The following is a 24,130-nucleotide window of genomic DNA, read 5'->3' on the forward strand; positions in this document are numbered from 1 at the left end:
GGTTCAACGGATAAAGCACACTGGCTTGCCCGATATTTGAAACGGTATGTCGAAAGCAGCTTGATACAAATATCGGTAAGGTAAATCAGGCCGTCTGAAAAGAAAAAAGGCATGTTCGATACATGCCTTTTTTGTATGTGCAGAGAGGTTATCACCCTTATTCCGTCCAAGACGAATACGGATGTTTGCTCAAATACGCATTGGTGAATTTACCGTCTGCCGTGATTTCCTTGCCCAGCCAAGACGGTTTGGGAAACTCGGTATCTTCAGACGGCAATTCGATTTCCGCCACAATCAATGGTGCATTGTCGCCGAAATATTCGTCGATTTCATACACAAAGCCTTCAAATTCGACCCGATAGCGGTATTTTTCCATTTTAAACGGGCACATATCCGCCATCATCGCTTGCGCGTGAGCCAGCGGGATTTCGTATTCAAACTCGCTGCGCGTCATGTCGGAAATATAGCCTTTCAGGGTCAGCCATGCTTGCGAACCGATAATCCGCACACGGATGGTGCGCTCTTTTTCCACGCTCAAATAGCCCTGTTGCAACACCAGCGGCTCGCTTGCCGCTTTGCGCCAACTGTCATCCGCCAGCAAAAAGCGGCGTTCGATTTCGACCGTCATGAATTCTTTCCTTATTTACCAAACAGGCCGTCTGAAGATCAAAACGGCTTGAAAACCACCATATAAAGCGCGGCCACCATCATCAATACGGGGAGTTCGTTGAATACCCGATACCAGCGGTGCGAATACACATTGCTGCCGTTCTGGAAACGGCGCAGCAGCATGCCACAATAAAGCTGGTAGGCCAAGAGCAGCAGGCCGCACAATAATTTAACCGCCAGCCAGCCGTTGCCCCACCAATTGTTTACAAACCCGATGGCCGCGCCAAATATCAGCGTTCCCCAGCCCAAAGGCGACATAAAGCGGTACAGCCGCCGCGACATATCCGTCAGCCGTACATATTCCACGCTGCCGGGTTCTAATTGCGCCAGATTCACATAAATCCGCGGCAGATAAAACAGTCCCGCAAACCAAGAAATTACAAAAAATATGTGTAACAGCTTAAACCACAAATACATTTCAGACGGCCTCAAAACCTAAAACCATTATTTTATCCGCAATGCGGCCCAAGCCGAAACAAAATAGTCAAAACAATCCGACAGGGTGCGCCGCAACAATGTGTTGCAGGCATGATTTTACCCAAAAGCCAAATTGTAAATTCTGCAATAATATGCAAGTTGGGATATGCACAATGCAAAAAACTTGTTAGAATTCTATGCTATTTAATTATAAAAACATTATGGACGGAAAACATGAAACAATTCGAAATCAGCAACAGCGTCAGAAAAGAGCTTAGCAACTACCTGAATACGCGCAATCTAAACCTCAAAGCCGCCATGGACAACGAAACAACCAATGGCGAAGTCGCGGCCATCGTTCATGCAGGATTGCCGGCGATGATTCGGAAAATCTATTCTTTGGAAAAAATGAAAACCTTTTTCTGGACGAAAAAAGATTTGATGATGGAATTTATCAATATGCGTTTGGCAGCAGGCGATAAAAAGGGCAAAAACTAATTTTAGCGATGGGCAGGGGGAGATTGGGGTTTGAAATACGGACTTCAGTTTCTTCCGAAAAAATTGTTAGAGATTGGACGTATTTATTGTTCCTCATTAATTGTGCCAACCGAAAGGCCGTCTGAAACATTTCAGACGGCCTTTAACTTTGAATCAGCAACCGTTCTGTTTAAAACGGCGGATTTTCAAATCAAGCTGCGTTGTCGAAACCGCTGTGGCGGAGCAGGGCATCCAAGCTTGGTTCGCGGCCGCGGAAGGCTTTGAAGGATTCGGCTGCGCTGCGCGAACCGCCGACGGCCAGTATTTCTTCCCAGAAGCGGCGGCCGGTTTCGGCAACGTCGTCGCTTTCTTCAAAAGCGGCGTAAGCGTCTGCACTCAAAACTTCCGCCCATGCGTAGCTGTAATAGCCTGCGGAGTAGCCGCCGGCGAAGATGTGGTTGAAGCTCAAGGCAAAGCGGTTGTATGCCGGCGGTTGGGTCACGGCGACTTCTTGACGCACTTTGTCCAAGATTTGCGGCCATTCTTTCAGACGGCCTTCATCTTCCTGATGGTAGATTTCCATGTCGAAAAGGGCAAATTCCATTTGACGGACGAGGAACATACCGCGTTGGAAGTTTTTGGCGGCGTGCATTTTGTCGAACAGTTCTTTCGGCAATACCGCGCCGGTTTCTTCGTGCGAGGACATTTGCGCCAATACGTCGTATTCCCAAACGAAGTTTTCCATGAATTGGCTAGGCAGCTCGACCGCGTCCCATTCGACGCCGTTGATGCCGGATACGCCCACTTCGTCAACTTGGGTCAACAAGTGGTGCAGGCCGTGGCCGGTTTCGTGGAAGAGGGTGATGATTTCGTCGTGGCTCAAACGCGCTTCTTTGTCGCCAACAGGCGGGGTGAAGTTGCAGACGAGGTAGGCGGTCGGCAGTTGCAGCGTACCGTCGGCGAAACGGCGGCGGCTTTTGTAGCCGTCCATCCATGCGCCGCCGCGTTTACCTTCGCGTGCGTACAAGTCCATGTAAACGCCGCCGATGGTTTGGCCGTCTTGTTTCAGCTCAAAATAGCGCACGTCTTTGTGCCAAACGGGAACGGTTTTTTCAGCCAACTCGATGCCGTAGAGTTTTTTGATTTGGGCAAACAGGCCTGCCAATACTTTGCTGATAGGGAAGTATTTTTTCACTTCGGTTTCGCTGAAGGCGTATTTGGCTTGGCGCAGTTTTTCGGCGGCGTAGCTCAAATCCCAAGATTGCGGATCTTCGATATTCAGGTTTTCTCGCGCAAAGGCTTTGATTTCGGCAAAGTCTTTTTCGGCAAACGGTTTGGCGCGGCGGGCAAGGTCGTGCAGGAAGTTTAAAACCTGTTCGGGCGTATCCGCCATTTTGGTTGCCAGAGACAGCTCGGCGTAGTTTTTGAAGCCGAGCAGTTTGGCGGTTTTCAGCGCGTTTGCGAGCGTTTGTTCGACGTTGGCCGTGTTGTCGAATTTGCCTTCGTCAGCCAATTCGCTGGCACGGGTAACGTAGGCGCGGTAGATTTGTTCGCGCAGTTCGCGGTTGTCGGCGTATTGGATAACGGCGAGGTAGTGCGGAATCTGCAGGCCGATTTTGTAGCCTGTTTTGCCTTCGCTTTGCGCGGCGGCAGCAAACATAGCGATGGAGTCTTCGGGGATGCCGGCAAGCGGCGCGGCATCGTCAAAGTAAATGCCGAAAGCATCGGTCGCGTCTTGGATGTTTTGTGCGAATTTGGCACCCAGTTGCGCGCCTTCGGTTTGCAGTTGCGCCAGTTCTGCCTGTTGTTCGGGCGGCAATTCGGCACCGCTGAGGACGAAGTCGCGCAAGTCGTGGTTGAGCTTGGTTTGTTGCGCTTGGGAGAGGGTGTCGAATTCGGCAGAATTTTTGATGATTTTGAAGCGGTTGTACAACTCGATGTCTTGACCGATTTCGGTGAAGAAAATGGTGATTTTGGGCATCAATTCGTTGTATACGGCACGCAATTCGGGCGTATCGACCACGGAGTTGAGATGGGAAACCACGCTCCAAATGCGGCCGACGCGTTCGGTAATGTCGGTCAGTTTTTCGACAGTGTTGACCCAGTCGGTGTGCGTTTGCGCTTTGATGGCGGCGATTTGTTCGCGCGCTTCGGCAATGGCGGTTTGCAGGGCGGGTTTGATGTCTTCGGTTTTGATTTGATCGAAACGGGGTTCTTCGCCCAAGTGGAGCAGGACGTTGTCGCTCATATGGTTTCTCCTGAATAAGATGGATTCAGACGGCCTTGTGGCCGTCTGAAAAGAAAACGATAGGCGTTATATGGTGGCAGACAGGCAGAATTAAAGTGTTCCGCCTATCTATCAACCAATCTTATTCTGCGCCGCGCGGATTGGCGTGCAATGGTGCGGCCAGCTCGAGGCGCATAGTGGTGCCTTCTGGGGCATAAACCGCATTGGCAACATTGGTTTGCAGAGATTCGGCAAACGAGCCGCGATACACTTTTGCGCCTTGGTGGGTCAGGTTGGATTGTACGTCGACGTACACTTCGCCGCCGATTTGACGCCAGAGGTGGCAGAAGGTGTAGTCTTCGGACAGGTAGCGTTTGCTTTCAGGATCGACCATGCAGTCGAAGAAGCGGTAGTGCAGGCCTTTGTTTTCCGGGCTGTAGTCGCTGTCGGAGACGTAGTTCAACTCGGGATAGGCCTCTATCATTTTTTCAAATACGCTGCGTTTGATAACCATGAAGCCGGTTGGTGCGTCATGAACCTTCATAAAGCCTTCTTCATCGACTTTCAGGACGATTTCGCCGTTTTCATTTTTGTCGTTGGTATTGACGGTGTAAGAAGTGTACATGCGCTCGAAGTCGGCTTGGGTTGTGCCGGCAGGAAGGCCTGCTTGGGGCCAGTTTTCGCGTTTGAGCGGATAAACGCCGGCTACAACGTCTTTATCGGCCAAGAGCAGGCGGTAGAATGAATCGGGAGAGAAGCCGATGTCGGAGTCAATCCAAAATAAATGCGTCCATTCTTTGTTTTCCAAAAATCTGGCCACGCAGTTGTTGCGCGCGCGCGTAATCAGGCTTTCGCCGCGCTGCATCATCACTTGAAGCGGCAGGCCGTGCGAGGCGTTGGTGTGGACGATGTTCAGAAGTGAGAGGGTGTAGTTGTGGAAATATTTGCCGTCATGGCTGGGGGTCATAATGACTGGGTACATTTCGGCAAGGGCTGATTCTGGCAACATGAGTTTTCCTTATTGTTGATTGTGAATTTGGGTATTGTAAGGGATTTGATAGTATATATAAACTTGGCTATTTTAATTTATTGATTAATCGGCATTGCGTGCGCAAGAATTCGTCCAAAACCGCCTGTTGGATTTCCAAGCGTTTGGCTACGGGCGAGGCGAAGCGCACGATGATGTTGTACACCTTGTCATCATGTGGCACGCGGGATACACGCGGCTGGGCGGCGGGCGTGATAAACAATTTTTGGGTTTGCACGTTTTCCAAATGCTGCTTGATGGCAGGGACATAAGGCTCGCACAACGGCTCAAGAACGGCTTTCAGACGGCCTATGATTTCGTCTGAATCCAAATGAATCGGCACGGGAATTTCCACTGTATGAATCACATAATCGCCCAAAATATTGTCGCGGCGCACGGTATGGCTCAAAAGCAGGCTGTTGGGAAACGAGAGCGTTTTGCCGGAAAGCTGGCCGATCAACGGATTAGGGCCGATTTGCATCATCAGCGTGTTCAGCATATTGATATCGACCACCCGTCCGCGCAGACCGTTGATTTCGATGTAGTCGCCGATGGAATATTGTTTGGTTACCGAACGCAGGATGCTGCCGGACAAACACATAATCAGCTCTTTGGTTGCCACCACAATCGCCGCGGCCACTGCAAACATCGACAAGGCCAAAGTTTGAATCTGCGCCGCCCAAATCATCGCCAGCCCGAGCAGGATCAGCAACATGGTCACGTTGCGGCTGAACACCAGCGAGCGGCGTTTGTTTTCAATGCTCAAATCCGGATGGCTGCGAAAATGCGCCGAGAGCAAAATGCTGCGCCCGGCAATGACGGCCACAATCATCAATACCGACATCAATGCCGATTTGATGATTTCTTCGCTGACAGGCAAAGCGTTCAGCCATTCATGCATGGTGTTCCACATAATGCTGTTTCCTTTCCCTTTTTAGGCCGTCTGAAAACCCACGCGTTCAAAAATTTCTGCCGCGCACGCTTCCGATACCGCAAACAAAGTTGCTACGCTGCCCAAAGCCAGTTGCGCCGCCGCACTCAAATCATCACGGCACACTTCGCCCAGCCACTCAACCGGCCGCACCAGCGACATTTTTTCATCGTCCCATTGCGGACAATGTACCGCGCCGCCCGTAATCCTGCCAACCCGATAACGGCGCAAAGCAGGCGAGTAGGTCAGTACGGCATCTCCATCGGCCAACTCGTTGACAAACCGCCACATCTGAGCCGCACCCGATTGCGCCGTTCTCAATTTCACATCCGGCACGGCCGAACGGTAAATATCCGTCAGTTCCTCACGGCCAAAACCCTTGATCGCCGCTTCGGCCAGCATGGGCCAGGCCAATGCCGCCACACCGCGTTCAAAAAATACATCATAAAGCGCACCTTGCGTGCTGCGAACCATATAAAGTCTGGCTTGTTTTCCCATTACAGTACCTATTTGTTTGAAGAACCCATCCCTTTGTTTCCATGTTACCTGTTACGGCTGAAAAATTCGATATTTTACATTGCCGGAAGGGTTTGAAGTTCTCACTGAAAATAAATGAATTATAGATGAAAGGCCGTCTGAAAAATAAAATAGGCTTATATATCAACAGATGATATATCGTAACAATATATTAATAACTGTAAAATTTTTTACGTTTGCATCAAAAAAAGATAAGATAAAAAATCAATCGCGAAAGATTGCTATTCACTGAACATTAGGAGAGAAAAAATGACCTGTAAAACCCACGAACATCATGACCACGTTCACGGCGCAAACTGCGGCCACACTGCCATCAAGCACGAAGGCCACGTCGATTATCTGCACGACGGCCACCTGCACCATGAGCACAACGGCCACTACGACGAGCATGCCCTGAGCGTCAATGAAATCAACCCTGACGGCTGCCATCCGGTTGACACCTGCCACGGCCACGTTCACGGCGAAGGTTGCGGCCATGAAGCCGTACCGCACGGCGATCATGTCGACTACATCGTCAACGGCCGTCTGCATCACCAACACGGCGATCACTGCGACGACCACGGCCCAGTTGAAATCGTTAAATAAAACTGTTTTTCAGACGGCCTTTGATATGGGGCATCTGTAGGGAAAGGGGGGGTATTTTCACCCCCTTTTCATATATATTGTCGTACCCTACACTAAAACAGCCATTATTATGTTTGACATCATATTTGTATTGGTATTCGGCAGGCTCCAAGCCTCCGGAACACTGAATTTTCCCGATAGGCTTTATCCCATCTGGAAATGGGCGCTAGGCGCAGGCATGCTTTATGCCGCGATAGGGACAATGCTGGGATACGCTTTCTCCGGTTCCTTCTCCCTAGTCAGCTTTTTGCTGATTATTGCCTTGTCATCCACCTGGTTCTCTCTGTATTTCAAACTGTTGCGGCTTACCGCCTCAAAAACTGTACTGAACCAATGTATTTACTGGGTGCTTGGCATTGTTTCGGCATTGTCGTTCCCCTTTGTTGTGGGTTATCTTTCCCTATTGGTCAAAAGCTCTTTGCAATAAACTTTTCAGATAATCTCCCTATACAATAAGGCCGTCTGAAAGCCTGAATCCGTATTTGATTTGTGTTTTTAAAGCGCTTTTTAAACTAAAGGCCGTCTGAACGTGTAGTTTCAGACGGCCTTTAGTGTTACCAATTCACACGAACTGCCCTGCTGCCGAGCAATGTTTCCAGTTCATCAAACAAGGCGGTGCTTGGCGTTACCATCCATTTTGGCGCAATTTTCAATTTGCCTGATGCTTTGCCGTTGCTGTACGACAGTTGCAGCGGAATGTGCGACGTGTCGGGCAGGCGGTGGGCGGTGAGGATGGTGGCGAGGCGCGTGATGTCGTGGCCGGGGGCGAGGGCGAGGCTGAGGCTGCGGGCGTAGCGTTCGCGCGCCATTTGCAGGGTCATGACTTGGTTTGCCATGATGCGCAGCCCGTCGCCTCCACCGTAGTCGTCGCGGCTGACTTTGGATTCGATAATCAGCACTTGGTCGGATTTGAGGTAGTCGGCGCAGTTTTCCAGCGTGTGGCCGCTGACCATGATTTCAATCTGCCCGCTCAAATCTTCGAGACTGACGAAGGCGATTTTGCCGCGCTTGCCCATCATGGTGCGCACGGCGGTCACGAATCCGGCGAGGCGTACGCTGTCTTGCGGTTTCAGACGGCCTAATTTGGTCGGGGCGATTTGGCGGACTTCTTGGGCATACGGGCCGAACGGGTGACCGGACAGGTAAAAGCCGATGACGGTTTTTTCTTCGGCAAGTTTTTCCGATTCGCTCCACATGGGCGCATCGATGAGCTGCACCGGTTCGATGGCGTCTTCCATCATGTCGAAAAGCCCGCCCTGATTGGCGTTGGCGGCTTTTTGGTCGGCGTTGTTCATGGCGAGGTCGATGTTCGCCAAGAGCATGGCGCGGTTGGGTTCGATGCTGTCGAACGCGCCGCCGCGTATCAGGGCTTCGAGGGTGCGGCGGTTCATGTGTTCTTTGCCAACGCGCTCGCAGAAGTCCAAGAGGCCGGTAAACTTGCCGCCGCTTTGCCGTGCGGCGATGATGGATTCGACGGCGGCTTCGCCCGTGCCTTTAATCGCGCCGAGTGCGTAGCGGATTTTCATGTTCGGATACGGCGTGAAGCGGTAGTCGGATTCGTTGATGTCGGGCGGCAGGAACTCGATGCCGTTGGCGCGGCAGTCGTCGTAGAAATGCTTGAGCTGGTCGGTATTATCCAATTCAGACGACATGGTTGCCGCCATAAATTCGGCGGGATAGTGGGCTTTGAGCCATGCGGTCTGGTAGGAAATCAGGGCGTAGGCGGCGGCGTGGGATTTGTTGAAACCATAGCCGGCGAATTTTTCCATGTAGTTGAAGATTTCGTCGGATTTTTCGCGCGAAATACCTTGTTTTTCCGCACCTTCGGCGAAGATTTCGCGGTGTTTCACCATTTCTTCGGGTTTTTTCTTACCCATGGCGCGACGCAGCAAGTCCGCGCCGCCGAGCGAGTAGCCGCCGATAATCTGCGCCGCCTGCATCACTTGTTCCTGATACACCATAATGCCGTAGGTCGGCGCGAGGATGCCTTCAAGCAGCGGGTGGATGTATTGGAATTCCTGTCCCTTCATACGCGCGACGAAGTCGGGAATGTTGTCCATCGGGCCGGGACGGTAGAGCGATACGAAGGCGATGAGTTCTTCAAACTTGGTGGTGTGCGCCGTTTTCAGCATTTTCTTCATGCCGGTCGACTCGAATTGGAACACGGCGGTGGTGTTTGCATCGCGGAAGATTTGGTAGGCGGCTTGGTCGTCAAGCGGAATCTTGCCGACATCGACGATGTTGCCGGTGGTGTTTTTGATGTTGTTCTGCGCCATTTCGATAATGGTCAAGTTGCGCAGACCCAAAAAGTCGAATTTCACCAAGCCCACATCTTCTACGTCACCCTTGTCGTACATGGATACGGGCGATGCGGATTCGTCCGCCTGATACACGGGGCTGTAATCGGAAATCTTACCTGGCGCAATCAACACGCCGCCTGCGTGCATACCCAAACCGCGCGTCAAATCTTCCAGCTTTTTCGCCAGCGTAATCAGTTCGTCCGCTTCTTCCGCTTCGATTAATTCCTGAATCTGCGGCTCGGCCTCCATGGCTTTTTCCAAACTCAGGGGTTTGTTGGCTTCCAACGGAATCAGCTTGGACAGTTTGTCGCACAGCATAAACGGCAGTTCCAGCACGCGTCCGACGTCGCGAATCACCGCTTTGGACGACATCGTGCCGAAGGTAACAATCTGGCTTACCGCATCCGCGCCGTATTTCTCGCGCACATATTCAATCACGCGGCCGCGGTTTGCCTGACAGAAGTCCACGTCAAAGTCAGGCATGGAGACGCGTTCAGGGTTTAAGAAACGTTCGAACAGCAGCGCGTATTTGAGCGGGTCGAGGTCGGTAATCTTCAATGAATACGCCACCAATGAGCCTGCGCCCGAACCACGGCCCGGCCCTACCGGACAGCCATGCGTTTTCGCCCAGTTGATAAAGTCTTGTACGATAAGGAAATAGCCGGGGAATTTCATCTGGATGATGATGTTCAACTCAAAATCCAGCCGTTCCTGATATTCCGGCATTTTTGCCGCACGCTCTGCCTCGTCGGGATAAAGCTGAACCATGCGTTCCTGCAAACCCTCGTTGGACAGCTTCACCAAATAATCGTCCAGCGACAGGCCGTCTGGGGTAGGGAAGAGCGGTAGGAAGTTTTTGCCCAATGTGATGTGCAGATTACAGCGTTTGGTGATTTCCACCGTGTTTTCCAAGGCTTCAGGCAAATCGGAGAAACGTTCGGCCATCGTTTCCGGCGGAATGAAAAACTGGCTCGGCGTGAAATCGCGCGGACGTTTTTTGTCTGTCAGTACCCAGCCGCCTGCGATACACACCCGCGCCTCGTGTGCGTTGAAATCGTCGCGGCTCATAAACTGTGTCGGATGCGTCGCTACCACCGGCAAACCCAGTTCCTCTGCCAGCTTCACGCTGCCGGAAACGCAAGCCTCCCATTCAGGGCGTTCTGGCAAGCGTTGCAGCTCTAAATAAAACGCATCGGGAAACCACGCCGCATATTTCAACGCCGCCGCACGTGCCGCGTCTTCATTGCCGTTCAACAGATTCACACCCACTTCGCCGTAATGCGCGCCGCTCAAACAAATCAAGCCGCTGTTGTCGCCGTTGTTCAGCCATTCGGGATTGAGTTCCGCATGATGGATATTGCGGTCTTTGCCGACATAAGCCTCCGTCAAAAGCTCGCTTAAGCGCAGATAGCCCGCATCGTTGCGGATAATCAGCATGGCGCGGAACGGCTTGTCGGGCGCATTCGGATTGCCTATCCACACGTCCGCCGCGCCGATGGGCTTAATTCCTGCGCCGCGGCAGGCTTTATAGAATTTCACCAAGCCGAATTCGTTCATCAAATCGCTGATGCCCAAAGCAGGCAAACCGTATTCCTGCGCTTTGGCAATCAGTTTTTTAATCCGCACCATACCGTCGGTAATCGAGAATTCGGTATGCAGGCGCAGGGGGATGTAGGTCGGCTCGGTCATGGCAAAATCGGCGTGAACAATAAAAGGCGTATTGTAGCAGGGTTGGCAGCGAAAGGCCGTCTGAAAACCAAATGTAATGAGGTTGGATAAAGCAAATAAAACAGAAGGGGGCTTTCTTTCAGACGGCCATGTTAAAATATCGCCATTATTGGAAAGGATTAAATGATGGAAGCAACAGTCTATCTTGAAGACAATGAATACATCGCTTTGTGCGACCTGTTGAAACTGGCCGGCCTTGCCGAAAGCGGCGGACAGGCAAAAGCATTTATCGCCGAAGGGCTGGTGTTGCGCAACGGCGAAACCGAAACCCGTAAAACCGCCAAAATACGTGGCGGCGAAGTGATTGAATTTGACGGCGCACGCTTGGAAATTGCCGATGGATACGACCCTGAAGAATAAAGCCGAAGCCATCTTGGGCGAACCGCTTTTAGACGAACCCGTCCGTCCTGAGTCGTGGGAATGTTGCGGCAGCGAATGCGGCGATGCCTGTATCCAGACAATGTATTGGGTGGAAAAAGCCCGATATGATGCGCAACAGAGGAAATTGAAAGAAGCAGGTTGGATAGACGGCGAAGATGGTGCAAAGGCCGTCTGAAAATGATTGGGCTTGATAGGAGCTGTGTTTCAAACAATGCTGCATTAAAGCCAATGCCGTCTGAAAGTTTCAGACGGCATTGGCTTTTTTAAAGTTTAAATTAAGATTGTGTTACCTCGGAAGCGGTTGCATTTTCAGGTGTGCCAGGTGCAGCATCGGCAGGAGCCTGATAATCTGTATTTTGCGATGAAGAGGGCTCGGCATTGTCATGTTTATGATGCTTATCATGTTTACCAAAGTGTCGTTTGTCCTGATCGTCATCTTGTGCTACTGCCAATACTTTGCCGTTTTGAGCATCAACCAAAGCTTCGTATTCGACGCCGTCTTTCAAGATTTCTACTTTGTAACGGCCGCCCAAATGTTGTTTGTATTTGTAATCGACATCTTTAACGACGCCGCCCACTTCTGCTACCGCTGCTGCGGCTGCTTGCTGGCCGGAAACCTTTGCGAACATACCTTCTTTGAAAGCCATGGTACCTGCCGCACCGGCAACGCCCAAACTTGAAGCAATAATACCGGCAATGATGAGTTTTTTTGAAATAAAAACGTTAATGCGTTTCATGATTTTCTTTCCTACTGTGTTGTTGAACGATGAATGTATTCTATGCCTCAACAATTAGCTGAACATGAGCAAAACGCTAAGATGTGTAATGGGTTGCAATACTAAAATTAACACTTTAATAATAATGGAGATCGAAGCCGCGCTTTCAGACGGTCTTGCTGATATATTGTGATGGTATATTTGGTGGAGATTGTGGTTTGCGTGTGAAAACAAAAAAGCGTGATGAAAAAAAAGGCATGTGTGAGACATGCCCCGAATTAAATGGTAAACGCGATGTTGAGAAACCAAATGACGGAATAAGATTTGCGGTTGGTCAACTTATCTTATTCCTCCTTGTTTTACAATCATTCAGGCGATGTTTCTCCTGCAAAATTCTCGATTTCTTCGCGATGCGCGTCAAACCATGAGCCGACCACTTGATTGACTTCGTCCATACCTTGCTTTTTCAGGCTGGAGAACAGTTGAACGCTGATTTTTTGGCGGTCGGTATAGGGTTTGAGTGATTTTTTTACCGCTGCCAAAGTTTTAATCTGGTCGTTTTTAGACAGCTTGTCTGCTTTTGACAGCAGGATATGCACAGGACGGCCGGTAATGTGGAAAAAGTCCAGCATTTGAATGTCTAAAGCCTTGAGCGGATGGCGCGAGTCCATAATCAGAATCAGGCCGATCAGTTGGCGGCGTTGTTGCAGGTAGTCGCCCAAGAGTTTGACCCAGTGCGCACGGATGGCCTCCGGTACTTGCGCGTAGCCGTAGCCGGGCAAGTCGACCATGAAATTGCCGTTTTCCAGCTCAAAGAAATTGATGTGTTGGGTGCGGCCCGGTGTTTTGGAAACATAGGCAAGGCGCACATGATTGGTTAAGGTATTGATGGCGCTGGATTTGCCGGCATTGCTTCGGCCGACAAAGGCAATCTCGGCCGGCGTGTCGGGCAGGTCTTTCAGATGGTTGACCGTCGTAAAGAATTTGGCGTTTTGAAAAAGGTTCATCAGTATTTCCTTACATGGAAACAAAACTGCAACATCATAATTTGTATCGGGCATTTATGTTGCAGCAGTTTGGTAATTTGAGTAGTAATTTAATGTAAACTTGGTATAGAATAGCACGTTTATAGAATTATCGGTTTTAATCGGGAAAATTCCCCGGTATTTGAGTATAAAAAAGCATTGACGCGGTACGCAATGCTGTAATCAGGAGCACTCCATGAAACGATTGACTTTATTGGCCTTGGTATTGGCTGCCGGTGCGGTTTCCGCTGCCCCTAAAGCAGATGCTGAAAAAGGCAAACAGGTAGCGACTACTATCTGTGCGGCGTGTCACGCAGCCGATGGTAACAGCGGTATCGCAACTTATCCTAAACTGGCAGGTCAGGCCGCGGCCTACACCTACGGTCAAACCATGGCCATCAAAGACGGTACCCGTACGCACGGTGCTGCCGGCGTGATGAAACCGATGGTGATGAACTTGTCCGAACAAGACATTCGCGACGCTGCCGCCTACTACGCCAAACAACAAGGCAAACCGGGCGAAGCCAATCCTAAAGAAAACCCTGAGCTGGGTGCGAAAATCTATCGCGGCGGCCTGAGCGCTAAAAAACTGCCGGCATGTATGTCTTGCCACGGTCCTAGCGGCGCAGGTATCCCTGGCGGCGGTACTGAAATCCAAGCCTATCCTCGTCTGGGCGGCCAACATAAAGCTTACGTTGTCGAGCAAATGAAAGCTTACCAATCCGGCCAACGCAAAAACGCCATCATGGCCGATATTGCCAACCGTCTGAGTGAAGAAGAGTTGAACGCAGTAGCCAACTTCATCCAAGGTTTGCACTAATTTCGTTTTGAAACGAGCTTATTGATACAGGCCGTCTGAAAACCCTTCAGACGGCCTTAGCCAATATAGGTCGATAAGCCTGATTGTTTTTTTCAAATAGCGACAGCAAGATTTTTACTACAATATGCAGTATTCTTCCTTTCGCATCACACGTCATTGCAGTCCGTTCCATCGGATCGGGTTGCCCCAAGCCGACATTTGAGACATGAGTAAATCTTCATCATCCGTCCCACTTATCCGTAGACCATGGTTTGCCTTTTTCAGCTCCATGCGTTTTGCCGTCGCCCTGCTCAGCCTGTTGGGCGTGGCTTCGATTATCGGTACGGTCTTGCAACAAAATCAGCCACAAGTCGATTATTTGGTGAAATTCGGCCCGTTTTGGTCGCAGATTTTCGGCTTTTTGGGTCTGTACGACGTGTACGCCTCGGCGTGGTTCGTTGTCATCATGATGTTTTTGGTGGTTTCCACCGGATTGTGCTTGATTCGCAATGTTCCGCCGTTTTTGCGCGAGATTCGTTCCTTCCGTGAAAACGCGAAGGAAAAATCGCTGGCGGCAATGCGCCATTCCATCGTTTTAGACGGACAGGTGACGCCCGAAGTCGCACAACGGTATTTGGAAGTGCAGGGCTACGGCTGTAAAACCGTTACGCGTGAAGACGGTTCGGTTTTGGTGGCGGCGAAAAAAGGTGCGATGAACAAATGGGGCTATATCTTTGCCCATGCCGCGCTGATTGTGATTTGTTTGGGCGGTTTGATAGACAGCAATATTCTGCTGAAAATCGGTATGCTTACCGGCCGGGTCGTGCCGGACAATACGGCGGTTTACGCCAAAGACTTTAAGCCCGAAAGCGTGTTGGGTACGTCTAATTTGTCGTTTAGGGGCAATGTCAATATTTCGGAAGGTCAGAGCGCGGACGTGGTATTTCTGAATGCGGATAACGGCATGCTCGTGCAAGACTTGCCGTTTTCGGTCAAATTGAAGAAATTCCATATTGATTTTTACGATACCGGTATGCCGCGCGATTTCGCCAGCGACTTGGAAGTCACGGACAAGGCGACCGGCAAAGTCAGCGAACACACCATCCGCGTCAACCATCCTTTGACGCTGCACGGTATTACGGTTTATCAGGCAAGTTTCGCCGACGGCGGCTCGGACTTGACGTTTAAAGCGTGGAATCTGGCTGATGCCGACCGTACTCCGGTTAAACTCAAAGCAACTTCCATGCGCGAGTTTCCGCTGGATTTGGGCAAGGCTTCTTATAAGCTGGAATTTGACCAGTTTACTTCGATGAACGTCGAAGACATGAGCGAGCCGTCTGAAAAAGAGCAAAACCTGAAATCCGCCATCAATGATGTTCGCTCCGTCCGTCAAGAAGGCAAAAAATACACCAATATCGGCCCGTCTATCGTTTACCGCATCCGCGACAAAGCAGGGCAGGCGGTCGAATATAAAAACTATATGTTGCCGGTAAAACAAGACGAAGACTATTTCTTCATTACCGGCACACGCAGCGGCTTGGCGCAGCAATACCGCTGGTTGCGCATTCCGATGGATAAAAACGGCCAAATCGACACCTTTATGGCTTTGCGCCAATATCTGAAAGACGATGCGGCACGCCGTAAAACCGTTGCCAATGCTGTTAAAGGCGCGCCTGCCGAGATCCGTGAGCAATTCATGGCGGCGGCGGAAAACACCTTGTCGATTTTTGCCAAAGGCGGATATTTGGCTTTGGACGAATTTGTTACCACCAACATTCCCAAAGATCAGCAGGAAAAAATGCAGGGCTATTTCTACGAGATGCTCTATGGCGTGATGAATGCCGCTTTGGAAGACACGATCAGTACATACAACCTGCCGGCTTGGCCGCAAGACGAAAAGCGCAACCGCTTCCTGCTGCATGCAATGGACGCGTACACCGGTTTGACCGAGTATCCTGCGCCGATGTTGCTGCAATTGGACGGCTATTCTGAAGTGCGCTCTTCCGGATTGCAGATGACCCGTTCTCCGGGGGAATTCTTGGTGTATTTGGGTTCGGTATTGCTGGTGTTGGGCACGGTGTTTATGTTCTATATCCGTGAAAAACGTGCTTGGCTGCTGTTTTCAGACGGCCGTATCCGTTTTGCCATGTCTTCCAGCCGCAACGAACGCGACTTGCAGAAAGAATTTCCGCAACACACACGGCAATTGCAGCAGCTTGCCAAGGATTTGAACCATGAATAACAAACATCAGGCCTTGCCCGAGCATGAGCTTCTGACACACAAATCATTTATCCGAAACCTCAACCTCTTCGACTGGGCATTCGCACTGCTGATTGCCATCGGTGCGTTTATTGCCCAAACCCAAGCCGATCTGCACATGGACATCTACGAAATGGTGATTTTGTGGGCGAGTGCCGGTATTGCCGTTTTTCTGGGTTGGTTTTTCAAACCGATGCGCTGGTTTATCCCTTTGGGCGTGTGCTTGGCGTATTTGGCCGTTGATTTGTATGGCGGCGACATCAAACACGCAGACGGCTTCCTGCTCAAATACCTGTTAAGCAGCCAGTCGGCGATTATGTGGCAATGCGCGTTTGTGTTCTTTGCCTTGTTTGCTTATATCGTCGGCGCGATAGCGGCGGTGCGCAAAAATGTGCCGTCCAATACGCTTTTGGGCATGGGTACCGTGTTTGCGTGGGTCTCCGCGATGGCGGGCTTTGTCGGTTTGCTGGTGCGCTGGCATGAAAGCTATCTGCTGCGTCCCGATGCCGGCCATATTCCGGTTTCCAACCTTTACGAAGTATTCATCTTGTTCTTGGTCATTACGGCGCTGATGTATCTCTATTACGAAGGCCGTTTTGCCGTACAAAAACTGGGTGGCTTTGTCTTCAGCTTTATGGCGATTGTGGTCGGATTTGTCTTGTGGTACAGCGTTTCACGCGAGGCGCATGCCATTCAGCCGCTGATTCCTGCTTTGCAGTCTTGGTGGATGAAAATCCACGTTCCGGCCAACTTTATCGGCTACGGCGCATTCTGTATCGCCGCCATGCTGGGTATTGCCGAACTGTTGGCACTCATAAAAGAAGATGCAGGCAAAAAATCATGGCTGCCGCACTCGCAAGTCATTGAAGAAGTCATGTACAAAGCGATTGCCGTCGGTTTCTTGTTCTTCACGATTGCCACTATTCTCGGCGCATTGTGGGCAGCCGATGCGTGGGGCCGCTATTGGAGCTGGGACCCGAAAGAAACTTGGGCATTCATCGTTTGGCTGAATTACGCGGTCTGGTTGCATTTGCGGCTGGTGGCAGGCTGGCGCGGCAAAGTGTTGGCTTGGTGGGCGGTCATCGGTCTGGTCATTACCGCCTTTGCCTTTATCGGCGTGAATATGTTCTTGAGCGGCCTGCATTCTTACGGCACTTTGTAAACCGCTTATTCCGCACTTTATTTCAGACGGCCTTTTTCCGTTTTCGGAGAAAACGCCGTCTGAATCGTTTTTAATCATTTTTTCAGACGGCCTCAAACCATGTTGGTATTAGGAATTGAATCATCTTGCGACGAAACCGGCGTTGCGCTCTACGATACTGAGCGCGGCCTGTTGGCGCATCATTTGCACACACAAATGGCGATGCACGCCGAATACGGCGGCGTTGTCCCCGAATTGGCCAGCCGCGACCATATCCGCCGTGTCGTGCCGTTGACGCAAGGTTGCTTGAAGGAAGCAGGCGTAGGCTATGCCGACATCGATGCGGTTGCCTTTACGCAAGGCCCAGGTTTGGGCGGTGCATTGCTGGCCGGTTCAGGCTTTGCCAATGCGTTGGCATTTGCCATCGGCAAGCCCGTTATCCCCGTTCACCATCTTGAAGGCCATTTGCTCTCGCCTTTGTTGGCAGACGACAAGCCTGAATTTCCATTTGTCGCATTGCTGGTGTCGGGCGGACATACGCAATTTATGGCTGTACGCGGTATCGGCGATTACACCTTGTTGGGTGAAAGCGTGGATGATGCGGCAGGCGAGGCGTTTGACAAAACGGCCAAGCTGTTGGGTTTGCCTTATCCCGGCGGCGCAAAATTATCCGAGCTGGCCAAACTCGGCACGCCTGATGCCTTCACGTTCCCACGCCCCATGCTCCATTCGCACGATTTGCAGATGAGCTTTTCCGGTTTGAAAACAGCCGTTTTGACCGCTGTCGAAAAAGTCCGCGCCGAAACCGGCAACGATGAAATTCCCGAGCAGACACGTAACGACATTTGCCGCGCTTTCCAAGATGCGGTGGTTGACGTGTTGGCGGCCAAAGCCAAAAAAGCGTTGTTGGATACCGGCTTCAGAACTTTGGTGGTTGCCGGCGGCGTGGGTGCAAACTGGAAGCTGCGTGATGAATTTTCGCGCTTAACTGTCAAAATACCGTCTGAAAAGGGCAAACCAAAGCCGCAGGAAGAAAAAATCAATGTTTATTTCCCGCCGATGGCATACTGTACTGACAACGGTGCAATGATTGCCTTTGCCGGCGCGATGCGTCTTGCTGAGCGTCAGGCTGTCGGCGCATTCAATGTCAAGCCGCGCTGGCCGCTGTCGGATATTGTGAAGCAGGGTTGATGCATTAGACTGCTTCGATGCAATGAAAGGCCGTCTGAAAACCTGAAAACATGGTTTTCAGACGGCCTTTAATGAAACGGATGTTTGCGGTAAAACTTCATTCAAAAAGATGAGTAATTTTTTCATCCGTTTTTTCTACAATATTAACTTTGATTGATTGCAAAAGGCCGTCTGAAATGACGAATTTATCCAAAGGCTTGCTGGCTGCGATAGCGTCCAATTTGTTGTTTTCCATGCTGTTTCTGTACGGTATGTGGATGCGGCCGATGACGGGGACGGAGGTGTTTGCCTGGCGCATGGTCGCCATGCTGTCGGCTTTGTGCGTGCTGATGACGATGGTCAACGGTTGGCAGGCGGCAATGCGTTTTGCTTATGGCGTCGGCCGGGATTGGAAACGATGGCTGCTGATTGTATTGCCGACGCCGATATTTGCCAGCCAGTTGTGGCTGTTTGTCTGGGGGCCGGTCAATGGGGAAGGGGTAAACATTGCCATGGGTTATTTCCTGTTTCCTTTGGCAATGATGCTGGGCGGACGGATTTGGTTTAAAGAGCGTTTGAACCGGTTGCAGAGGGTGGCGGTAATCTTGGCGTGTGCAGGCGTGGCATGTGAATTGGTACGGTCGGGTGCATTTTCGTGGACGACTGTATGGGTGTTCGGTACTTATCCGTTTTATTATCTGCTGCGCCGCAAGCTGGGCGTGCCTTCCTTAATCGGGCTGACCTTTGATTTGTTGATGATTACGCCGTTTGCGTTGGCGTATATTTTGCTGGCAACGGATACGCCGGCGATGATTGCGGCCAAACCGGTTTTAATCTTTTTTATTGTGTTGCTGGGTTTTAATAGTGCAATATCCATGCATTTGAATTTGAAGGCGAATCAATTGCTGCCGGTGGCAGTGTTCAGCATGTTGAGCTATTTGGAGCCTGTATTGCTTTTTATTGTGTCGATTATATGGCTGGGCGAGCCGGTGCAAAAAGGCGCATTGATCGGCTATGGCCTGATTTGGTCGGGATTGTGCGTGATGATTGTCAATGGCTTGTTGGGAATGAAGAAAGAAAAGAAATTGGCTAAAGCTTGATGATAGATTGAGGCCGTCTGAAAAATGGGTTGACCAATATTTTCAGACGGCCTTGAATATTAAAAAGGACGTATCGGATACGCCCCTTTTGTTTACCAGCTTTGGGCGATACGGTCGGCTTCTTGCAGGCGTTCGACGGTGCCGACGTCCAACCAAAGGCCGGTGTGGTGTTCGCCGCTGATTTGGCTTTGGCTCATGGCTTGACGCAATAGAGGGGCAAGTTTGGCAGCTTGGTGCGCAGGAGTATCTTTGAAAAGTGCGGGATGATAAACGCCCACGCCGCTGAAAGTCAGGGCTTGACCGTCTTTTGATGAGGCGGATACCAGGCCGTCTGAAAGCAGGCCGAAATCTCCTTCGGGATGGTGTGGCGGATTGTCCACCAGCCACAAATGGGCGAGAAGGTTGTGTTCCTGCATATGCTGGGCAGCCAATCGTGCAGCTTGGAAATCAATGTTGGTCAACACGTCGCCATTGACGACCAAAAACGGCTCGTTGCCCAAAAGCGGCAGGGCGGTGGCAATGCCTCCGGCAGTTTCCAGGCCTCCGGCGCGCTCTGGAGAGTAGGCAATGCGCACGCCGTAGGCTGAACCGTCTTTCAAGGTGTCTTCGATTTGCTGGCCAAGCCAGGCATGGTTGATGACGATTTCAGTAAAACCGGCCTGCTGCAGGCGGCGCAAGTGCCAGCCGATAAGCGGCGTGCCTGCTACTTTGAGTAAGGGTTTGGGCGTGTGGTCGGTCAGCGGGCGCATGCGTTCGCCGCGACCGGCGGCCAATATCATTGCTTTCATGGGTGTGCCTATAATGTGTGAAACAGAAAAGGTCTCAGGCCGTCTGAAAAATGAAACCGATGTTTCAGACGGCCTAAGACCTTTATTTATGCCAAAGATTTGAATTGCCTACGGAAATACAGCAATGCCGGCGCTTGCGTGTCGGTATTGCGGATTTCGTTGATCTGAACAAAAAAGACGTAATGCGTGCCGATTTCGCGTTGATCGACAATGCTGCCGTGCAGGTGCGCCAGCGCGCCTTCGACTTCTAGCTGTCCGGTTTGTCCTCTATGCCAAATATGGTATTCGAAGCGTTCTTCGGGCGAGAGGTCGGTCAGTCCGGCAAAGTGTTCAGCGACATCCTGCTGGCCATCGTTGAGTGTGTTGATGCACAAATCACGGTTGCCTTGCAGAATGGGAATGATGGCGGATTGGCGGTTGATGCACAGCATGACCGTCGGTGGCTCGTCGGTAACGGCAGTTACGGCAGTCATAGTAATGCCATAGCGTCCCGCTTCGCCGTCTGTCGTGATAACGTGCACGCCGGCGGCACAGGAGGCCATGGCATCTCGGAAGGATCTCTTGAGTATGTGTGTTGAATCTGTCATCCGGCTCGCTTTATTTTAATGCCTGTTCGATTTTTGCCAGCTCTGCCAAGAGTTCTTTGAGTTGCGCCATTTTTTCTTTGGTGAGGACTTTTTCAATTGCGTCATAGCGCTCGTCAACCAATGCGCCGGTGGATTCATAGAGTTTCTCACCTTCGGGCGTCAGTTTCAGGTAAACACGGCGTTGGTCGTTGGAAGGCTTCAGGCGAACGGCCAAACCTGCTTTTTCCAAGCGGGTCAGAATGCCGGTCAGGCTGGGACGGAGGATGCAGGCCTGATTGGCCAAATCTTGAAAGTCGAGTGTGCCGTTTTCCGCTAAGAGCCGGATGATACGCCATTGCTGGTCAGTAATATTGGCTTGGTTCAGAATAGGGCGGAATTGGGTCATCAATGCTTCCCGTGCCTGAATCAGACCGATATTGATAGATGCATGTTTAGATTGGTTGGGCATTACTAAGTCTCCGGTGTTATCAAAAATCAAACCGTTGAAGCGTGAGGTAGATTGATAAAGGCGAATATTGCTGTTTTAAGGCTGCCGTCGGCAGCCGGGTCATGGGAACAAAAGCATCACTGCCACAATATTAGATGAAGATCTCTAACAGTTTGTTTTGATAATAATGTTTCCAATTGTTCTTATGGTTATATCTTAGTCTATTTTCTTTATAATCTCAACAAAATCATATGTTATTGGGAAAGAGATAGTTTATTTATTTATGAAATGGAATTGGTTGAATATATTCAGGTGAAATTATTCTTTAAATTTTCTATTTTTAGTGGATTTTCAATGAATTTAGCTGAAGATATTTGCCAAGTAAATTCTAATTTTTAATCCGATATAACTGGAAAGTCCGGATGTGTGATGAATCATTTTGCCATCTTTTAATATGATAATGGTCGGTGTGACGGCTATATTCCATTTTTGAGCCATCAGGCCGTCTGAATCGTTGAAGTTTGGAAAGGATAGATTGTTTTGTTGCATATGGTGGGCAATGTCCGCGTCGCTTCCGGAGCGCAAGGCTACGCCCAGTGTTGGGATATTGTCTTGGTGCAGTTTTTCTATGGTCGGCGATGTGTACGAGCAAATACCGCACCAGCTACCCCAAAAGTAAACAACAGCAACACGGTTCTGACTGAAGTATTGGAGGGAAGTGGTTTGGCCATTGGTTAGAGTGAGGGTTTGCGCTGCTGATTGTAAGGGTTGGTCAGGCTTGCGCACCCAGTCGACAATCAGGGATAAGAAGATGAAGATAATCACAGCCTGAAGCAATGATTTGGCGTAGTGGAGCAGGGTTTTCATCATATATTGCGGGGGATATTGGATTATTATTTTATAAATGAAAAAAGCCTTGCAGGGCAAGGCTTTTTGATTCGATTCTGAAAACGTATTAACGTTTGGAGAATTGTTTTGCGCGACGTGCTTTGCGCAAACCAGGTTTTTTACGTTCAACTTCACGAGCATCGCGAGTAACGAAGCCTGCTTGAGACAGGGCTGGTTTCAGGGCTGCGTCGAAGTCGATCAGGGCGCGGGTAATGCCGTGACGGATGGCGCCGGATTGACCGGTTTCGCCGCCACCGGTTACATTAACTTTGATGTCGAAAGATTCGGCATTTTCAGTCAGAACCAGAGGTTGACGTACAACCATGCGGCTGGTTTCACGTGCGAAGAATTCGTCAACGGGGCGGCCGTTTACGATGATTTGGCCGGTACCTTTAGTCAAGAATACACGAGCCACTGAACTTTTGCGGCGGCCTGTGCCGTAGTAGTATTTACCGTTCATGTCGTGTCCTTATTATTTCAGTTCCAAAACTTTAGGTTGTTGTGCAGCGTGGCCGTGTTCGGCGCCGGCGTACACTTTCAGTTTTTTGATCATGGCGTAGCCCAGAGGACCTTTAGGCAACATGCCTTTTACGGCTTGTTCCAAAGCGCGGCCTGGGAATTGCTCTTGCATTTCGCGGAAAGTACGCTCGTAGATGCCACCTGGGAAACCAGAGTGACGGAAGTATTTTTTGTCTTCGAATTTAGCACCGGTCACGCGCAGTTTGTCTGCATTGATGACGATGATGTAATCGCCGGTATCAACGTGAGGAGTGTATTCGGGTTTGTGTTTGCCGCGCAGACGGTGTGCGACTTCGGCTGCGACACGACCCAGAACTTTGTCTTCTGCGTCAATGACGAACCATTCGCGCTTCACCTCATGGGGTTTTGCAGAGAAGGTTTTCATGGTTGGAATCCAGATATATATAGAAAGTTATGGATTTTAAAGAGGAGATTGGTTTTTGTCAATCTTAATTGAGCGTGTTTGATACATGAATATGCGGTTTTTTCAGACGGCCGGAAATCTTTACGAAAGTCTTTGCTCGGAAAGGGGAAAGCCACACCTTTCGGTATGGCTTTTTTAGGGAATCCCCACGAGTGCCGTTTGGGCTGAATCCGCTTGAACCTTGCTGACAAGGCGGTCACCTCGGGTAGTTTCGGGTGCGTCCGGCAAACGGACGCTCGCGCCCACTACAACTCCCGGCAACCTAAAGCGAACGTATTGGTTCAAAGGAATATATGCCTTCGCGAACACCGCAGGGAAAAGGGGAAATTAGTTTTGCTCCAAGCGCGCCAGTGCTTTTTGGCACGCGTTGTTCATGTCGGTTATTTTACGCTCAAATTCACCGATTGCCAAATCGTCGTTGAGGGTGGTTTTCAAGAGGTCGTGTACGACGTTGAGGGCTGCCATGACGACGATTTTGTCCGTGCCGACGATGCGGCCGCTTTCTTTAATCGCGTCGCTTTTTTTGTTGAGCATTTCAACGGCTTGTAGGAGGGTGGCTTTTTCTTCACTCGGCGTGTTGATGGTGAAGTTGACATTCATGATGTCGAGATTGACTTGTTCGATACTCACGGGGCATCCTTTTATTGTTGTGTTTCTTGGGGCAATCGGGCAATGAGGCTGCGGATTTGGTCTGCACTTTGGGCCAGTGCGTTGCGGTAGTTTTCTTTTTCGACGGTCAGGTTGTCAATTTTGCTTTGCAGGTCTTCTTTGAGTTTGCCGACTTGAACCAGCAAGGCTTCGCTGAGTTCGTCAATGGCTGCGTCGTGTTGGTGTTTTTGTTGCTCTTGCTCGAGTTTGAGTCTGTCGATTTCTTCGTTGAGACGGCGGTTTTCTGAAACCAGCGTTTCAAATTTTTGGACAAGTTGGTAAACGTTGATTTCCAGATTGTTCAGTGATTGGTTCATGTG

The 24,130-nt window shown here is 50.4% G+C and carries 27 protein-coding genes and 1 other RNA gene; 10 read left to right on the plus strand and 18 right to left on the minus strand.

What is annotated here, in order from left to right; translation table 11 throughout:
- Positions 1 to 157 precede the first annotated feature (157 nt).
- Together ACTHR2_RS08285 and ACTHR2_RS08290 are read right to left on the minus strand one after the other, a co-directional pair.
- The gene (locus tag ACTHR2_RS08285) at positions 158 to 628 is read right to left on the minus strand and encodes a CYTH domain-containing protein (protein ID WP_049344300.1); all 471 of its coding nucleotides are present in this window, start codon (positions 626 to 628) and stop codon (positions 158 to 160) included.
- 38 nt (positions 629 to 666) lie between these two features.
- Entirely contained in the window at positions 667 to 1,086 is a 420-nt protein-coding gene (locus ACTHR2_RS08290; RefSeq protein ID WP_263338496.1) for a CopD family protein, read from the minus strand.
- A 234-nt stretch (positions 1,087 to 1,320) separates the two neighbouring features.
- Here ACTHR2_RS08290 and ACTHR2_RS08295 point away from each other — a divergent pair, with 234 nt between their 5' ends.
- Positions 1,321 to 1,584 (plus strand): hypothetical protein, encoded by a 264-nt coding sequence (locus ACTHR2_RS08295; RefSeq protein WP_036492715.1) that lies wholly within the window; start codon positions 1,321 to 1,323, stop codon positions 1,582 to 1,584.
- A gap of 190 nt (positions 1,585 to 1,774) precedes the next feature.
- Here ACTHR2_RS08295 and ACTHR2_RS08300 read toward each other — a convergent pair whose 3' ends face one another.
- The 4 genes from ACTHR2_RS08300 to ACTHR2_RS08315 form a co-directional block, all read right to left on the minus strand.
- Entirely contained in the window at positions 1,775 to 3,811 is a 2,037-nt protein-coding gene (locus ACTHR2_RS08300) for a M3 family metallopeptidase (protein ID WP_263338491.1), read from the minus strand.
- Positions 3,812 to 3,932: 121 nt separating this feature from the next.
- Positions 3,933 to 4,799: a hypothetical protein gene (locus tag ACTHR2_RS08305; RefSeq protein ID WP_263338488.1), complete on the minus strand. Its 867-nt coding sequence runs from the start codon at positions 4,797 to 4,799 to the stop codon at positions 3,933 to 3,935.
- Positions 4,800 to 4,866: 67 nt separating this feature from the next.
- A complete protein-coding gene (locus ACTHR2_RS08310; protein WP_263338484.1) occupies positions 4,867 to 5,730 on the minus strand; it encodes a mechanosensitive ion channel family protein in 864 nt (287 codons plus the stop codon).
- 21 nt (positions 5,731 to 5,751) lie between these two features.
- Positions 5,752 to 6,246 (minus strand): restriction endonuclease, encoded by a 495-nt coding sequence (locus ACTHR2_RS08315; protein ID WP_263338481.1) that lies wholly within the window; start codon positions 6,244 to 6,246, stop codon positions 5,752 to 5,754.
- 288 nt (positions 6,247 to 6,534) lie between these two features.
- On the opposite strand from ACTHR2_RS08315, the gene ACTHR2_RS08320 reads away from it, so the two are divergent.
- Together ACTHR2_RS08320 and ACTHR2_RS08325 are read left to right on the plus strand one after the other, a co-directional pair.
- Entirely contained in the window at positions 6,535 to 6,870 is a 336-nt protein-coding gene (locus tag ACTHR2_RS08320; RefSeq protein WP_263338478.1) for a hypothetical protein, read from the plus strand.
- Positions 6,871 to 6,979: 109 nt separating this feature from the next.
- Positions 6,980 to 7,336, plus strand: a complete 357-nt coding sequence (locus ACTHR2_RS08325; RefSeq protein ID WP_263338464.1) for a hypothetical protein — start codon at positions 6,980 to 6,982, stop codon at positions 7,334 to 7,336.
- A gap of 127 nt (positions 7,337 to 7,463) precedes the next feature.
- Here the strand turns inward: ACTHR2_RS08325 and dnaE are convergent, their stop codons facing one another.
- The gene (dnaE, locus tag ACTHR2_RS08330) at positions 7,464 to 10,898 is read right to left on the minus strand and encodes a DNA polymerase III subunit alpha (RefSeq protein WP_440375602.1); all 3,435 of its coding nucleotides are present in this window, start codon (positions 10,896 to 10,898) and stop codon (positions 7,464 to 7,466) included.
- Positions 10,899 to 11,063: 165 nt separating this feature from the next.
- Between dnaE and ACTHR2_RS08335 the strand changes: the two genes are divergently transcribed.
- The gene (locus tag ACTHR2_RS08335) at positions 11,064 to 11,297 is read left to right on the plus strand and encodes an RNA-binding S4 domain-containing protein (RefSeq protein ID WP_002221492.1); all 234 of its coding nucleotides are present in this window, start codon (positions 11,064 to 11,066) and stop codon (positions 11,295 to 11,297) included.
- On the plus strand, positions 11,275 to 11,493 hold the full coding sequence (locus ACTHR2_RS08340) for a hypothetical protein (protein ID WP_070503978.1): 219 nt from the start codon (positions 11,275 to 11,277) through the stop codon (positions 11,491 to 11,493). Before ACTHR2_RS08335 ends, ACTHR2_RS08340 begins: the two co-directional genes overlap by 23 nt.
- A gap of 100 nt (positions 11,494 to 11,593) precedes the next feature.
- On the opposite strand, the gene ACTHR2_RS08345 is transcribed toward ACTHR2_RS08340, so the two are convergent.
- Positions 11,594 to 12,055 carry a PepSY domain-containing protein gene (locus ACTHR2_RS08345; protein WP_440375603.1) on the minus strand — a complete coding sequence of 154 codons (462 nt, stop codon included), beginning with the start codon at positions 12,053 to 12,055 and terminating at the stop codon, positions 11,594 to 11,596.
- Positions 12,056 to 12,399: 344 nt separating this feature from the next.
- Positions 12,400 to 13,041 carry a ribosome biogenesis GTP-binding protein YihA/YsxC gene (gene yihA, locus ACTHR2_RS08350; protein ID WP_003749033.1) on the minus strand — a complete coding sequence of 214 codons (642 nt, stop codon included), beginning with the start codon at positions 13,039 to 13,041 and terminating at the stop codon, positions 12,400 to 12,402.
- A gap of 214 nt (positions 13,042 to 13,255) precedes the next feature.
- Here yihA and ACTHR2_RS08355 point away from each other — a divergent pair, with 214 nt between their 5' ends.
- The 5 genes from ACTHR2_RS08355 (at position 13,256) to rarD (ending at position 19,529) form a co-directional block, all read left to right on the plus strand.
- Positions 13,256 to 13,879, plus strand: a complete 624-nt coding sequence (locus ACTHR2_RS08355; protein ID WP_003684518.1) for a c-type cytochrome — start codon at positions 13,256 to 13,258, stop codon at positions 13,877 to 13,879.
- A gap of 268 nt (positions 13,880 to 14,147) precedes the next feature.
- Positions 14,148 to 16,100: a cytochrome c biogenesis protein ResB gene (locus ACTHR2_RS08360; RefSeq protein WP_371459876.1), complete on the plus strand. Its 1,953-nt coding sequence runs from the start codon at positions 14,148 to 14,150 to the stop codon at positions 16,098 to 16,100.
- Positions 16,093 to 17,280 carry a c-type cytochrome biogenesis protein CcsB gene (ccsB, locus tag ACTHR2_RS08365; protein ID WP_440375604.1) on the plus strand — a complete coding sequence of 396 codons (1,188 nt, stop codon included), beginning with the start codon at positions 16,093 to 16,095 and terminating at the stop codon, positions 17,278 to 17,280. The genes ACTHR2_RS08360 and ccsB overlap by 8 nt, the downstream gene beginning before the upstream one ends.
- 99 nt (positions 17,281 to 17,379) lie before the next feature.
- Entirely contained in the window at positions 17,380 to 18,450 is a 1,071-nt protein-coding gene (tsaD, locus tag ACTHR2_RS08370) for a tRNA (adenosine(37)-N6)-threonylcarbamoyltransferase complex transferase subunit TsaD (protein WP_440375605.1), read from the plus strand.
- A 176-nt stretch (positions 18,451 to 18,626) separates the two neighbouring features.
- Entirely contained in the window at positions 18,627 to 19,529 is a 903-nt protein-coding gene (rarD, locus tag ACTHR2_RS08375) for an EamA family transporter RarD (protein ID WP_440375606.1), read from the plus strand.
- A gap of 92 nt (positions 19,530 to 19,621) precedes the next feature.
- On the opposite strand, the gene murU is transcribed toward rarD, so the two are convergent.
- The 9 genes from murU to ACTHR2_RS08420 form a co-directional block, all read right to left on the minus strand.
- The gene (murU, locus tag ACTHR2_RS08380) at positions 19,622 to 20,317 is read right to left on the minus strand and encodes an N-acetylmuramate alpha-1-phosphate uridylyltransferase MurU (protein WP_263338428.1); all 696 of its coding nucleotides are present in this window, start codon (positions 20,315 to 20,317) and stop codon (positions 19,622 to 19,624) included.
- An 86-nt stretch (positions 20,318 to 20,403) separates the two neighbouring features.
- Positions 20,404 to 20,904, minus strand: a complete 501-nt coding sequence (gene hpaC / locus ACTHR2_RS08385; RefSeq protein ID WP_263338426.1) for a 4-hydroxyphenylacetate 3-monooxygenase, reductase component — start codon at positions 20,902 to 20,904, stop codon at positions 20,404 to 20,406.
- Positions 20,905 to 20,914: 10 nt separating this feature from the next.
- A complete protein-coding gene (gene hpaR, locus ACTHR2_RS08390) occupies positions 20,915 to 21,352 on the minus strand; it encodes a homoprotocatechuate degradation operon regulator HpaR (RefSeq protein WP_004520883.1) in 438 nt (145 codons plus the stop codon).
- Positions 21,353 to 21,691: 339 nt separating this feature from the next.
- Positions 21,692 to 22,198 (minus strand): protein disulfide oxidoreductase, encoded by a 507-nt coding sequence (locus tag ACTHR2_RS08395; RefSeq protein WP_263338421.1) that lies wholly within the window; start codon positions 22,196 to 22,198, stop codon positions 21,692 to 21,694.
- 88 nt (positions 22,199 to 22,286) lie between these two features.
- A complete protein-coding gene (rpsI, locus tag ACTHR2_RS08400; protein ID WP_003681515.1) occupies positions 22,287 to 22,679 on the minus strand; it encodes a 30S ribosomal protein S9 in 393 nt (130 codons plus the stop codon).
- A 12-nt stretch (positions 22,680 to 22,691) separates the two neighbouring features.
- On the minus strand, positions 22,692 to 23,123 hold the full coding sequence (gene rplM, locus ACTHR2_RS08405) for a 50S ribosomal protein L13 (RefSeq protein WP_003684605.1): 432 nt from the start codon (positions 23,121 to 23,123) through the stop codon (positions 22,692 to 22,694).
- A gap of 178 nt (positions 23,124 to 23,301) precedes the next feature.
- A non-coding RNA gene (ssrS, locus tag ACTHR2_RS08410) (6S RNA) lies at positions 23,302 to 23,482 on the minus strand.
- 7 nt (positions 23,483 to 23,489) lie between these two features.
- On the minus strand, positions 23,490 to 23,792 hold the full coding sequence (locus tag ACTHR2_RS08415; protein ID WP_003681511.1) for a cell division protein ZapA: 303 nt from the start codon (positions 23,790 to 23,792) through the stop codon (positions 23,490 to 23,492).
- 11 nt (positions 23,793 to 23,803) lie between these two features.
- Positions 23,804 to 24,127: a hypothetical protein gene (locus tag ACTHR2_RS08420; protein ID WP_263338408.1), complete on the minus strand. Its 324-nt coding sequence runs from the start codon at positions 24,125 to 24,127 to the stop codon at positions 23,804 to 23,806.
- Positions 24,128 to 24,130: the final 3 nt, after the last annotated feature.

Origin of the sequence: Neisseria sp. P0006.S004, from assembly GCF_051963015.1 — a bacterium.
In the GTDB taxonomy this organism is placed as follows: domain Bacteria; phylum Pseudomonadota; class Gammaproteobacteria; order Burkholderiales; family Neisseriaceae; genus Neisseria.